Origin of the sequence: Leclercia sp. M50, assembly GCF_037150775.1 — a bacterium.
Lineage (GTDB): Bacteria > Pseudomonadota > Gammaproteobacteria > Enterobacterales > Enterobacteriaceae > Enterobacter.
Window position 1 is genome coordinate 22,741 of the sequence record NZ_JBBCPK010000043.1, and the last position, 13,181, is coordinate 35,921.

Genomic DNA, 13,181 nt, shown 5'->3' on the forward strand with positions numbered 1-13,181 from the left:
GGCCGTGGCAGGTTAACTACTATTAATTAGTGTGTATCATAGAGGTTTTGCCCAATATGGGCGACCAGGAGCCAGCACGATTGAGTAAAAATAAACTCTCCAAAGGGCAGCAGCGCCGCGTTAAAGCCAACCATCAGCGCCGCCTTAAAACCACTTCAGAGAAGGTCGACTACGACGACAACCTGTTTGGCGAGCCCGCGGAAGGCATCGTGATTAGCCGCTTCGGTATGCATGCTGATGTAGAGTCTGCCGACGGCGACGTTCACCGCTGCAATATTCGTCGCACCATCCGCTCGCTGGTAACCGGTGACCGCGTGGTATGGCGCCCCGGTAAAGCCGCTGCTGAAGGCGTGACGGTGAAAGGTATCGTCGAAGCCGTGCACGAGCGCTCGTCGGTATTAACCCGCCCCGACTTTTACGACGGCGTAAAACCGATTGCCGCCAATATCGATCAGATTGTCATTGTCTCGGCCATTCTGCCCGAACTGTCGCTGAACATTATCGACCGTTATCTCGTCGCGTGTGAAACCCTGCAGGTTGAGCCGCTGATCGTCCTGAATAAGATTGATCTGCTCGACGCCGAAGGCACCGCATTTGTTAACGAGCAGATGGATATCTATCGCAAGATTGGCTATCGCGTACTGATGGTCTCAAGCCGCACTCAGGATGGCCTGAAGCCGCTTGAAGAGGCGTTGACCGACCGCATCAGCATTTTTGCGGGCCAGTCCGGGGTGGGCAAATCCAGCCTGCTGAATAATCTGCTTGGCTTGCCGCAGGAGATCCTGACTAACGATGTCTCCGACACCTCCGGTCTTGGCCAGCACACGACTACCGCTTCACGCCTCTATCACTTCCCGCACGGCGGCGATGTGATCGACTCCCCTGGAGTGCGTGAATTTGGTCTTTGGCATCTTGAACCGGAACAAATCTTTAACGGTTTTGTCGAATTCCACGACTACCTAGGCGCGTGCAAATATCGCGACTGTAAGCATGACAACGACCCGGGCTGCGCCATTCGTGAAGCGGTCGAAAACGGTGAAATTGCGGAAACCCGTTTTGAAAACTACCACCGCATCCTCGAAAGCATGGCTCAGGTAAAAACGCGTAAAAGCTTTTCTGAATCTGATGACTGACAACTAAGCTAAGCGTCGCTAAAATCGTCCCCTTTTTTCAGGTTCCGGCTGTTTAACAGCCGGCTCAGGAACGACAAAACAATGGCCTGGAGGCTACCTTGTTAAACTCATTTAAACTTTCGCTTCAATACATTCTGCCGAAACTGTGGCTCACTCGCCTGGCGGGCTGGGGCGCAAGCAAACGAGCGGGCTGGCTGACTAAGCTGGTAATCGATCTGTTCGTGAAATATTACAAGGTCGATATGCAGGAAGCGCAGAAGCCGGATACGGCAAGCTACCGCACCTTCAACGATTTCTTCGTCCGCCCACTGCGCGATGAAGTACGCCCCCTGAACACTGACCCGAACGTGCTGGTAATGCCTGCCGACGGCGTGATCAGCCAGTTGGGTGCTATCGAAAACGACAAAATTTTGCAGGCTAAAGGCCACAACTACAGCCTGGAAGCCCTGCTGGCCGGTAACTACCTGATGGCGGATCTGTTCCGCAACGGTACGTTTGCTACCACCTACCTGTCGCCACGTGACTATCACCGCGTGCATATGCCGTGCAACGGTATCCTGCGCGAGATGATCTACGTGCCGGGCGATCTCTTCTCGGTTAACCACCTCACCGCGCAAAACGTACCGAACTTGTTTGCCCGTAACGAGCGTGTTATCTGCCTGTTCGACACCGAGTTTGGCCCAATGGCGCAAATTCTGGTGGGTGCGACCATTGTCGGCAGTATCGAAACGGTCTGGGCGGGCACCATTACGCCGCCGCGTGAAGGGGTCATCAAACGCTGGACGTGGCCTGCGGGCGAAAGCGAAGGTTCCGTGGCGCTGCTTAAAGGTCAGGAGATGGGCCGCTTCAAGCTCGGCTCCACCGTTATCAACCTGTTTGCGCCGGGTAAAGTGAAGCTGGTAGAGCAGCTTGAAAGCCTGTCCGTGACCAAGCTCGGCCAGCCGCTGGCGGTATCAACAGAGCCCTTCGTCACCACGGATGCAGAGCCTGCGCCACTGCCAGCAGAAGAGATTGCCGCCGAACACGAAGCCAGCCCACTGGTCGACGATAAAAAAGACGTAAGCTAAGCAAAAGGTAAACTGACGTGCGCCTGATTATCACTTTTCTGATGGCCTGGTGCCTCAGTATGGGGGCCTACGCAGCGACGGCCCCCGATACCAAACAAATCACGCAAGAACTGGAGCAGGCAAAGGCGGCAAAACCCGCCCAGCCAGAAGCCGTAGAGGTGCTCCAGGCTGCGCTGAACGCCCTTGAGGAGCGTAAAGGCTCCCTTGAGCGTGCCACGCAGTATCAGCAGGTTATCGATAATTTCCCCAAACTTTCGCAAACCCTCCGCGCACAGCTGAGCGATATCCGTGAAGAGCCACGTCAGGTGCCCGCGGGCTTAACCTCTGACGCGCTCAACCAGGAGATCCTGCAGGTCAGCAGCCAGCTACTGGAAAAAACCCGCCAGGCGCAGCAGGAGCAGGAGCGTGCCCGGGATATCGCCGACTCGCTGAATCAGCTGCCACAGCAGCAAACCGACGCCCGCCGCCAGCTCAATGAGGTTGAACGCCGGGCCGGGGCGCAAACCGGCAATACCCCCCTTAACCAGGCACAGAATCTCGGCATGCAGGCGGAGTCCGCCAGATTAAAAGCCCTGGTGGATGAACTGGAGCTGGCGCAACTCTCGGCTAACAACCGTCAGGAGCTGGCGCGTATGCGCTCTGAGCTGGCGAAAAAGCAGGGTGAGCAGCTGGACGCTTATCTTCAGGCGCTGCGCAATCAGCTGAACAGCCAGCGCCAGCGTGAAGCTGAGCGGGCGCTGGAAAGCACCGAGATGCTGGCGGAGAACAGCGAGAACCTGCCGTCCGGCATCGTGGAGCAATTCAAAGTCAACCGGGAGCTTTCGGCCGCGCTTAACCAGCAGGCGCAGCGTATGGATCTGGTGGCCTCGCAGCAACGCCAGGCAACCAGTCAGACCCTGCAGGTGCGCCAGGCGCTGAATACCCTTCGCGAACAGTCCCAGTGGCTGGGTTCGTCGAATCTGTTGGGCGAGGCGCTGCGCGCTCAGGTTGCGCGTCTGCCCGAGATGCCAAAACCGCAGCAGCTGGATACCGAAATGGCACAGCTGCGCGTACAGCGACTGCGCTTTGAGGATCAACTGAATAAGCAGCCCCAGTTGCGCCAGATCCACCAGCCGGATGGCAAGCCGTTGACCGCCGAACAAAACCGGATTCTGGAAGCCCAGCTGAGAACGCAGCGCGAGCTGCTGAACTCTCTGTTGCAGGGCGGCGATACGCTGCTGCTTGAACTGACCAAACTGAAAGTATCGAACAGCCAGCTGGAAGATGCGTTAAAAGAGGTCAACGAGGCGACCCACCGCTATCTGTTCTGGACCTCGGACGTGCGCCCCGTCTCCTTCTCCTGGCCGATTGATATTGTTCAGGACCTGCGCCGCTTAATTTCGCTGGATACCTTCAGCCAGCTTGGCAAAGCCAGCATTATGATGCTCACCAGCAAGGAGACGATTTTCCCGCTGCTGGGGGCGCTGATCCTGGTCGGATTCAGCATTTATTCGCGTCGCCACTTCACCCGCTTCCTTGACCGCTCCAGCGCCCGTGTAGGCAAGGTGACGCAGGATCATTTCTGGCTCACGCTGCGCACGGTTTTCTGGTCGATTCTGGTTGCCTCACCGCTGCCGGTGCTGTGGATGACCCTGGGTTATGGCCTGCGCGAAGCCTGGCCTTACCCGCTAGCGGTGGCGATAGGTTTCGGGGTAACGGCTACCGTGCCGCTGCTGTGGGTGGTGATGATCTGCGCCACCTTCGCGCGTCCGAACGGGCTGTTTGTCGCCCACTTTGGCTGGCCGCGTAATCGCGTGGCGCGGGCCATGCGCTACTACCTGATGAGCATTGGGCTTATCGTGCCGCTGATTATGGCGCTGATCATGTTTGATAACCTCAACGATCGGGAGTTTTCCGGCTCGCTGGGTCGCCTCTGCTTTATGCTGATTTGCGGTGCGCTTGCGGTGGTGACGCTGAGCCTGAAGAAGGCCGGGATCCCGCTCTATCTCGACAAAGAGGGTAGCGGCGATAACATGGTCAACCATATGCTGTGGAATCTGCTGCTCGGCGCCCCGCTGGCGGCGATCCTCGCGGCCGCCGTCGGCTATCTGGCCACCGCTCAGGCGCTGCTGGCGCGTCTTGAGACGTCGGTAGCGATCTGGTTCCTGCTGCTGGTGGTCTACCACGTGATCCGCCGCTGGATGCTGATCCAGCGCCGTCGCCTGGCCTTCGACCGGGCGAAAAACCGCCGGGCCGAAATCCTTGCCCAGCGAGCGCGCGGTGAAGAAGAGCCTCCCCACATGCTCAGTACCGAGGGGGCAGTAGAGGTAGATGAAACCGAGCTGGATCTGGATGCCATCAGTACCCAGTCACTGCGGCTGGTACGATCCATCCTGATGCTGATCGCCCTGCTCTCCGTTATCTTCCTGTGGTCGGAAATTCATTCGGCGTTTGGCTTCCTGGAGAACATCACCCTCTGGGATGTAACCTCGACGGTACAGGGCGTGGAGAGTCTGGAGCCGATTACGCTCGGCGCAGTCCTGATTGCCATTCTGGTCTTCATCATCACCACCCAGCTGATCCGGAACTTCCCGGCGCTGCTGGAGCTGGCCCTGTTGCAGCATCTGGATTTGACCCCAGGAACCGGATACGCCATCACCACCATCACCAAATACCTGCTGATGCTCTTTGGCGGGCTGGTGGGCTTCTCGATGATCGGCATTGAGTGGTCGAAGTTGCAGTGGCTGGTTGCTGCGCTCGGGGTGGGGCTCGGGTTTGGTTTGCAGGAGATCTTCGCCAACTTTATCTCCGGCCTGATCATCCTGTTTGAAAAGCCGATTCGTATTGGCGATACCGTGACGATCCGCGATTTGACCGGGAGCATCACCAAAATCAACACCCGCGCTACCACCATCAGCGACTGGGACCGCAAAGAGATCATCGTGCCAAACAAGGCGTTTATCACCGAGCAGTTTATTAACTGGTCGCTGTCTGATTCCGTCACGCGTGTGGTCCTGACCGTACCGGCACCGTCGGATGCCAACAGTGAAGAGGTGACGCAGATCCTCTACACGGCGGCCGAGCGCTGCTCGCTGGTGATCAGCACCCCGGAGCCGGAAGTGTTCCTGGTGGATTTACAGCAGGGGATCCAGATTTTCGAACTGCGTATTTACGCGGCGGAAATGGGCCATCGTATGCCGCTGCGTCATGAGATCCACCAGTTGATTCTGGCGGGCTTCCGTGAACACGGCATCGATATGCCGTTCCCACCGTTCCAGATGCGCCTGGAAACGCTGGATGGACGTAAGACGGGAAGAACGTTGACGTCGGCGGCGAAGCAGCGCCCGGCGGGGAGTTTGTAGTGCAAATGCCGGGTGGCGCTACGCTTACCCGGCCTACAAAATCCGTAGGCCCGTGCAAGCGCAGCGCCGCCGGGCAAACAACATCTCAGGCGCGATCTACGGTAAACGCAATCACATCACCCAGTTGCTCGGCGCCCAGCGCCAGCATCACCAGACGATCGACACCCAGCGCCACGCCGGAGCAGTCCGGCAGTCCCGCTTTTAACGCACCCAGTAAGTTGTGGTCGATAGGTTGTTGCGGCAGGCCGCGTGCGGCACGCTTGCGGTTATCCTGTTCGAAACGCTGTTGCTGCTCCCGGGCATCGGTCAGCTCATGGAAACCATTCGCCAGTTCAATACCTTTAAAGTAAACCTCGAAGCGCTCCGCCACGCGGTGATCTTCCGTGCTAATTTGCGCCAGTGACGCCTGGCTTGCCGGGAAGTGATAGACGAAGGTCGGACGATCTTTGCCAATCTGCGGCTCAACACCAAAGGTAAAGAGCATCTGCAGCAGCGTGTCGCGATCCTCTTCGGTATCGGCAATATTGCTGAGATCCAGTTTCGCTGCCGCTTCACGCAGTTGCGTTTTGTCAGCCGAGAGCGGATCAATCTCCAGATGACGCTGGAAAGCCTGCTGATAAGAGAGCGTTTCGGCTTCCGGGCACTCCAGCACCTGTTGCAGCAGGTCGTCCACCTCGTTCATCAGGCGGTACATGTCATAGTGCGGACGGTACCACTCCAGCATGGTGAATTCCGGGTTGTGATGACGCCCCATCTCTTCGTTGCGGAAACTGCGGCACAGTTGGTACACCGGGCCACAGCCGGCAGCCAGCAGGCGTTTCATATGGTATTCCGGGCTGGTCATCAGATAGAGATTCATCCCCTGAGAGTGACCAGGGCCAACAAAACGGGTTTCAAACGGCACCAGATGAATATCCGTGACCGTCGCCTGACTCATGCAGGGCGTTTCCACCTCCAGCACTCCGCGGTCGGCAAAGAAGCGGCGGATCTCCGCCATAATTGCAGCGCGTTTTAACAGATTGGGGATGGATGCGCTCGGCTGCCAGGTGGCCGTTTCGCTCATGAGAATTTCTCCGATTTCAGACAAGGGGACGAAGTCTACTCGCAACCCAGGGCGGAGACAAATTTTGCCCAATGAATTTTAGGGTTTTCATAACCTCCAATAATTACGTGACGCAATTCATCAATTGCAGTGATAAATGAAGGGAAATAACCGCAAAAAAATCGAACACGTCAAATTTCCCTTCTTTCCCTGCGGCTATACTGCGTTACCCATAAAGGAGCAGTGGAATCGCCTTCGCATTTGCCCTCCTGGGCCCTGCACTACCCAAGGGTAGTCGTGATGCGAATATCAAAAATCTGGAGGAATGTCGTGCATACCTTTCAAGCCGATCTTGCCATTATAGGCGCTGGCGGAGCAGGATTACGCGCAGCGATAGCTGCAGCCCAGGCTAATCCGAACGCTAAAATCGCCCTGATTTCAAAAGTATATCCTATGCGCAGCCATACGGTTGCCGCCGAGGGGGGATCCGCCGCCGTCGCGCAGGATCATGACAGCTTTGATTATCACTTCCACGACACGGTGGCCGGCGGCGACTGGCTATGCGAGCAGGATGTCGTTGATTATTTCGTCCATCATTGCCCGACGGAAATGACCCAGCTTGAGCAGTGGGGTTGTCCGTGGAGCCGCCGGGATGACGGCAGCGTCAACGTGCGTCGCTTCGGCGGTATGAAAATTGAGCGTACCTGGTTTGCCGCCGATAAGACCGGCTTCCACATGCTCCACACCCTGTTCCAGACGTCACTCCAGTACCCCCAGATCCAGCGCTTCGACGAACATTTCGTCCTCGATATTCTGGTCGATGACGGCCAGGCTCGCGGCCTGGTGGCGATGAACATGATGGAAGGTACGCTGGTCCAGATCCGCGCCAATGCCGTGGTGATGGCGACCGGCGGGGCCGGGCGTGTCTACCGCTATAACACCAACGGCGGCATCGTGACCGGCGACGGGATGGGCATGGCGTTGCAGCACGGCGTTCCGCTGCGCGACATGGAGTTTGTACAGTATCACCCGACCGGCCTGCCGGGTTCCGGGATCCTGATGACCGAGGGCTGCCGCGGTGAAGGCGGTATTCTGGTCAATAAAAACGGCTATCGCTATCTGCAGGATTATGGCATGGGCCCGGAAACCCCGCTTGGCGAGCCGAAGAACAAATATATGGAGCTTGGCCCGCGCGATAAAGTCTCTCAGGCCTTCTGGCATGAGTGGCGCAAAGGCAACACCATCTCTACCCCGCGCGGGGATGTGGTCTACCTCGATCTGCGCCACCTGGGTGAGAAAAAACTGCTGGAACGTCTGCCGTTCATCTGCGAACTGTCCAAAGCCTATGTCGGCGTCGACCCGGTTAAAGATCCGATTCCTGTGCGTCCCACCGCACACTACACCATGGGCGGTATTGAAACCGATCAGCAGTGTGAAACCCGCATTCAGGGCCTGTTTGCAGTGGGCGAATGCTCCTCCGTTGGCCTGCACGGGGCTAACCGCCTGGGTTCAAACTCGCTGGCGGAACTGGTGGTGTTTGGCCGTCTGGCCGGGGAGCAGGCCGTAGCGCGCGCCGCTGCTGCTGGTGAGGCGAACGGCGCCGCGCTTGATGCGCAGGCAGCCGATGTCGAGCAGCGCCTGAAAAACCTGGTGAATCAGGAAGGCAGCGAAAACTGGGCGAAGATCCGCGATGAGATGGGACTCTCTATGGAAGAGGGCTGCGGAATTTACCGTACGCCGGAGCTGATGCAGAAAACCATCGATAAGCTGGCTGAGTTGCAGGAGCGCTTCAAACGCGTGCGGGTGACGGATACCTCCAGCGTCTTCAACACCGATCTGCTCTACACCATTGAGCTGGGCCACGGGCTGAATGTGGCCGAATGTATGGCGCACTCCGCCATGGCGCGTAAAGAGTCGCGCGGCGCGCATCAGCGTCTGGACGAAGGCTGCACCGAGCGTGACGACGTGAACTTCCTCAAGCACACCCTCGCTTATCGCGATGCGGACGGCACGACCCGTCTGGACTACAGCGACGTGAAAATCACCACGCTGCCACCGGCGAAACGCGTTTACGGGGCAGAAGCGGAAGCAGCCGATAAGAAGGAGACGGCGAATGGCTGAGATGCAAACCCTGAAAGTCGAAGTGGTGCGCTATAACCCGGAAGTGGATAGCGCCCCGCACAGTGCTTTCTATGAAGTGCCTTACGATGAACAGACCTCCCTGCTGGATGCGCTGGGCTACATCAAAGACAATCTGGCGCCGGACCTGAGCTATCGCTGGTCCTGCCGTATGGCCATTTGCGGCTCCTGCGGCATGATGGTCAACAAGGTGCCGAAGCTGGCCTGTAAAACATTCCTGCGCGAATACCCGAAGGGCATGAAAGTCGAAGCTCTGGGCAACTTCCCGATTGAGCGCGATCTGGTGGTCGACATGACCCACTTTATCGAAAGCCTGGAAGCCATTAAGCCGTACATCATTGGCAACCCGCGCACACCGGACCAAGGGCCGAACAAACAGACCCCGGCGCAGATGGCCAAATACCACCAGTTCTCCGGCTGTATCAACTGCGGTCTGTGTTATGCCGCCTGCCCGCAGTTTGGCCTGAATCCGGAGTTTATCGGGCCAGCAGCCATTACCCTGGCGCACCGCTACAACGAAGACAGCCGCGATCACGGCAAGAAGGAACGTATGACGCAGCTGAACGGCCAGAACGGCGTATGGACCTGTACCTTTGTCGGCTACTGCTCGGAAGTCTGTCCGAAGCATGTCGATCCGGCCGCCGCGATCCAACAGGGTAAGGTGGAAAGTTCGAAAGACTTTCTTATTGCCACCCTGAAACCACGCTAAGGAGTGCATGATGACGACTAAACGCAAAGCCTATGTACGGCCGATGCCGTCCACCTGGTGGAAAAATCTGCCGTTTTATCGCTTCTATATGCTGCGTGAAGGCACGGCAGTACCGGCAGTGTGGTTCAGTATTGAGTTGATGTACGGCCTGTTTGCCCTTAAACACGGTCCGGAAAGCTGGGCCGGTTTCGTCGGATTCCTGCAGAATCCGATTGTGGTGATCCTCAATATCATCGTACTGGCGGCGGCGCTGTTGCATACCAAAACCTGGTTTGAACTGGCGCCAAAAGCAGCAAATATTATCGTGAAAAACGAAAAACTTGGGCCAGAGCCAGTCATTAAAGGACTCTGGGTGGTGACTGCGGTAGTAACCGTGGTGATTCTTGGCGTAGCCCTGTTCTGGTAAGGAGAGCACCGTGATTAATCCAAATCCAAAACGCTCCGATGAACCCCTCTTCTGGGGGCTTTTTGGCGCAGGCGGCATGTGGTGCGCCATTATCGCGCCGGTCATTATTCTGCTGGTAGGCATTATGCTGCCGCTGGGGCTCTATCCTGGCGATGCGCTGAGCTACGAGCGGGTGCTGGCCTTTGCCCACAGCTTTATTGGTCGGGTATTCATCTTCCTGATGATTGTTCTGCCGCTGTGGTGCGGTTTGCACCGTATCCATCACGCCATGCATGACCTGAAGATCCACGTGCCTAACGGTAAATGGGTGTTCTACGGTCTGGCGGCTATTCTGAGCGTCGTCACGCTGGTTGCCGTCGTCTTTATGTGATCTCTCCCCCGCTCTCCCGCCTGCCGGTGGGAGAGCAAAATTCCTGACAGGTTCTACACTTAACAAAAATCCTGTAAGGATATTCTTATGCGCATCCTGCCTGTCATCGCCGCAGTTACCGTTGCGTTTCTGGTTGTTGCCTGTAGCTCCCCTACCCCACCCCGGGGCGTAACGGTCGTTCATCCTTTTGAAGTCCAGCGATTCCTTGGTACCTGGTATGAAATTGCCCGCTTTGACCACCGTTTTGAACGTGGACTGGAAAAAGTGACGGCGAATTACAGCCTGATGCAAGACGGGGGAATCCAGGTGATCAACCGGGGCTACAATCCTGCACGCGGCATGTGGCAGAAGGTGACGGGCAAGGCGTACTTTACCGGCGCGTCTGATACCGCAGCGCTGAAAGTCTCCTTCATAGGCCCTTTTTATGGCGGCTATAACGTGATTGCGCTGGATAAAGATTACCGGCATGCGCTAGTGTGCGGGCCAGATCGTGACTACCTGTGGATCCTCTCCCGCACACCGACGATTTCAGATGAGGTGAAACAAGCGTTACTGAATTCCGCAACGCGTCAGGGATTTGATGTCAGTAAGTTTATCTGGGTTGAGCAGACCCATTAATGGGTGCTGAGCTTCAGCCCGATAATACCGGCAACAATCAATGCGAGACTGGCGATACGCGCCAGGCTCGCAGACTCGCCCAGCAGTAAAATCCCGGTAATGGCCGCCCCTACCGCACCGATCCCCGTCCATACGGCATAAGCCGTTCCCACAGGCAGCGAACGCATGGCCCAGGAGAGCAACACGATACTCACAATCATGGCGGAGACGGTAATTACGCTGGGGGTGAGACGCGTAAAGCCGTGGGTATATTTCAGGCCGATGGCCCATACGACTTCGAGTAAACCGGCAATAAAAAGGATGATCCAGGACATATTAGGCTCCTTAACTTAAATAACAGTCTGGGGCCGTCCCCGATGAAAGAAACGCTTACAGGTCGTCCTGTAAGGGATAGGAATTTTCTATTGTGAAGAGCTTGAATTCTTTTTTCAACTCGTTTGTTTTATTCAATAGTTGAGACATTAAAGCCAGGAAATAGACGCAATTCGCAGCGAAATTCAGTCATTTATTACTCATCCGACTTCTTTATGATGGGGCACTTCCTGATAGCAGGAAGCGACCATACTTTGCCGATTGCGAAATAAAATGTTCAAAATTCTCTTGATTGACCGGTGTCATTACACCCGTAAGGGCCTGGAAATGTGGATCAATCATTCAGGGCTGTTTCCTTCACCCGTGTTGGTGACGGGCCTTAACAATCTCTATCTTGCCAGAGAGCATATCCTGCAGTGGAAACCGGCGCTGGTTATCGCCGATTTTCAAGGCTTTACGTCAGACATTCAGCATATCCAACAGCTCTCTTCGGTGATGAACGCCAGTGAAACGATACCTTTCATTTCGCTTCACTCCGATGAACACCCTGAAATGTCAGCCTTTTTGGATACCTTTCCTTTGTGGGCATCGTTGCCTAAAACGGCCCCGCTGGACGTACTGGCACAGACGATTAATAAGGCGTTGGCCGCCCAGGAAGTCAGTGAGCCTGGGCCCGTTGCGACGCCATTATTGACGCGCCAGGAGGAGAAGGTGTTAATGCTTTGGATGGAGGGTGCCAGCAACCACATCATTGCCAGCAAACTGAGGATTCATGGAAAAACGGTTTATACCTACAAGCGCAATATTCGCATGAAATTGCACATGGATACCCGGTACTCGCCGTTTCTGTCACTGCCCTGAGCGGTAAACTGAGGGTACGGCGATTCGATATTCAGCACCGTACCGCCCAAAATTACGCCTGTGCTTTAGTTCTGTGCTTTAGTTGCTGCGCCAGAAATCGCGCTGCCGCCAGAGGAGATATCCTCACCGACACCGCGAGTGGTGTTACAGGCGGTTAAAACTGATGAAAGCACCAGGACAGAAAAGATCGCTACACATGTTTTCTTAAGCATAATGTCTTCCTTTTTTAGGCAAAGTTATTGTGTACAGCAACATAAGCATAGCCAGGATCCCGACGAGTGACGGAAAAGGAAGAATTTTTAGGAAAAGTAGAAAGTATCAGGAGGCGGCGTGCGAAATAGCGTTACCCAGGCTTTTGATATCTTCCCCAACACCACGGGCGGTGTTGCAGCCGGAAAGCAGAGCGCTGGCAATCATTGTCATCAGGATAATTTTGAGTGTACGCGACATCTTCCATGACCCTTCTTTAGAATGGTAAGGCGCAGCAGAGTGCTGCGCCCAACATCCCGAAATGAATTACTTCACGCGAGAAACGTATTCACCAGAGCGAGTGTCAACTTTGATCACTTCGCCAGTCTGGACGAACAGTGGAACTTTAACCACAGCACCGGTAGAGAGTTTAGCTGGCTTGCCGCCAGTACCTGCGGTGTCACCCTTCAGACCTGGATCGGTTTCAACGATTTCCAGCTCAACGAAGTTTGGTGGGGTCACAGCGATAGGCTGGCCGTTCCACAGCGTCACGATGCACTCAGCCTGATCCAGCAGCCATTTAGCGCTGTCACCGACGGCTTTCTCATCAGCAGAGAGCTGTTCGAAAGTAGAGTTATTCATGAAGTGATAGAATTCACCGTCGTTGTACAGGTAGGTGAGGGTCATATCGACAACGTCTGCGCCTTCGGCAGAGTCGGTAGACTTGAAGGTTTTCTCGATACGGGTACCGGTCAGCAGGCGGCGCAGCTTAACGCGTGCGAATGCCTGACCTTTACCTGGTTTAACGAATTCGCTGGCTTCAACCGCGTACGGTTCGCCATCCATCATGATTTTAAGACCGGCACGAAAATCGTTGCTATAGTAAGTCGCCATAAGGCCCTCTGAAATTGTTAACTGGTAGCTAAGCCACAAAATGGCGCATATTGTAACCCTAAACACCCCATCCAGAGAAGATTGGTTATTGCAACTTGCC

The 13,181-nt window shown here is 55.9% G+C and carries 14 protein-coding genes; 9 read left to right on the top strand and 5 right to left on the bottom strand.

The features are described from left to right. The first annotated feature begins 80 nt into the window (after positions 1-80). The 3 genes from rsgA (at position 81) to mscM (ending at position 5,541) form a co-directional block, all read left to right on the top strand. On the top strand, positions 81-1,133 hold the full coding sequence (gene rsgA / locus WFM46_RS12335) for a small ribosomal subunit biogenesis GTPase RsgA (RefSeq protein ID WP_168191995.1): 1,053 nt from the start codon (positions 81-83) through the stop codon (positions 1,131-1,133). A gap of 98 nt (positions 1,134-1,231) precedes the next feature. Beyond that, the gene (gene asd, locus WFM46_RS12340; protein WP_103177959.1) at positions 1,232-2,200 is read left to right on the top strand and encodes an archaetidylserine decarboxylase; all 969 of its coding nucleotides are present in this window, start codon (positions 1,232-1,234) and stop codon (positions 2,198-2,200) included. Between the two features lie 17 nt (positions 2,201-2,217). Then, on the top strand, positions 2,218-5,541 hold the full coding sequence (gene mscM / locus WFM46_RS12345; protein WP_336997715.1) for a miniconductance mechanosensitive channel MscM: 3,324 nt from the start codon (positions 2,218-2,220) through the stop codon (positions 5,539-5,541). Between the two features lie 85 nt (positions 5,542-5,626). Here mscM and epmA read toward each other — a convergent pair whose 3' ends face one another. Further along, positions 5,627-6,604, bottom strand: coding sequence for an elongation factor P--(R)-beta-lysine ligase (epmA, locus tag WFM46_RS12350; RefSeq protein ID WP_103177957.1), 978 nt, complete (start codon positions 6,602-6,604; stop codon positions 5,627-5,629). Between the two features lie 309 nt (positions 6,605-6,913). Between epmA and frdA the strand changes: the two genes are divergently transcribed. The 5 genes from frdA (at position 6,914) to WFM46_RS12375 (ending at position 10,825) form a co-directional block, all read left to right on the top strand. Continuing rightward, positions 6,914-8,704, top strand: coding sequence for a fumarate reductase (quinol) flavoprotein subunit (gene frdA, locus WFM46_RS12355; RefSeq protein WP_103177956.1), 1,791 nt, complete (start codon positions 6,914-6,916; stop codon positions 8,702-8,704). Continuing rightward, positions 8,697-9,431, top strand: coding sequence for a succinate dehydrogenase/fumarate reductase iron-sulfur subunit (locus WFM46_RS12360; RefSeq protein ID WP_103177955.1), 735 nt, complete (start codon positions 8,697-8,699; stop codon positions 9,429-9,431). The genes frdA and WFM46_RS12360 overlap by 8 nt, the downstream gene beginning before the upstream one ends. 10 nt (positions 9,432-9,441) lie before the next feature. After that, positions 9,442-9,837: a fumarate reductase subunit FrdC gene (gene frdC / locus WFM46_RS12365; protein ID WP_103177954.1), complete on the top strand. Its 396-nt coding sequence runs from the start codon at positions 9,442-9,444 to the stop codon at positions 9,835-9,837. 10 nt (positions 9,838-9,847) lie between these two features. Further along, entirely contained in the window at positions 9,848-10,207 is a 360-nt protein-coding gene (gene frdD / locus WFM46_RS12370; protein ID WP_103177953.1) for a fumarate reductase subunit FrdD, read from the top strand. 87 nt (positions 10,208-10,294) lie between these two features. Continuing rightward, positions 10,295-10,825, top strand: coding sequence for a lipocalin family protein (locus WFM46_RS12375; protein ID WP_336997716.1), 531 nt, complete (start codon positions 10,295-10,297; stop codon positions 10,823-10,825). Here WFM46_RS12375 and sugE read toward each other — a convergent pair. Next, complete coding sequence (gene sugE / locus WFM46_RS12380) at positions 10,822-11,139, bottom strand: quaternary ammonium compound efflux SMR transporter SugE (protein ID WP_014882209.1); 318 nt, start codon at positions 11,137-11,139, stop codon at positions 10,822-10,824. The two genes, WFM46_RS12375 and sugE, sit on opposite strands and share 4 nt — an antisense overlap. A 271-nt stretch (positions 11,140-11,410) precedes the next feature. Between sugE and WFM46_RS12385 the strand changes: the two genes are divergently transcribed. After that, positions 11,411-11,998: a helix-turn-helix transcriptional regulator gene (locus WFM46_RS12385; RefSeq protein WP_103177951.1), complete on the top strand. Its 588-nt coding sequence runs from the start codon at positions 11,411-11,413 to the stop codon at positions 11,996-11,998. Between the two features lie 65 nt (positions 11,999-12,063). On the opposite strand, the gene ecnB is transcribed toward WFM46_RS12385, so the two are convergent. From ecnB to efp, 3 genes are all read right to left on the bottom strand, one after another. Continuing rightward, the gene (ecnB, locus tag WFM46_RS12390; RefSeq protein ID WP_103177950.1) at positions 12,064-12,210 is read right to left on the bottom strand and encodes a lipoprotein toxin entericidin B; all 147 of its coding nucleotides are present in this window, start codon (positions 12,208-12,210) and stop codon (positions 12,064-12,066) included. 106 nt (positions 12,211-12,316) lie between these two features. Then, complete coding sequence (locus tag WFM46_RS12395; protein ID WP_371816544.1) at positions 12,317-12,421, bottom strand: entericidin A/B family lipoprotein; 105 nt, start codon at positions 12,419-12,421, stop codon at positions 12,317-12,319. A 93-nt stretch (positions 12,422-12,514) separates the two neighbouring features. Next, a complete protein-coding gene (gene efp / locus WFM46_RS12400; protein ID WP_103177948.1) occupies positions 12,515-13,081 on the bottom strand; it encodes an elongation factor P in 567 nt (188 codons plus the stop codon). Positions 13,082-13,181: the final 100 nt, after the last annotated feature.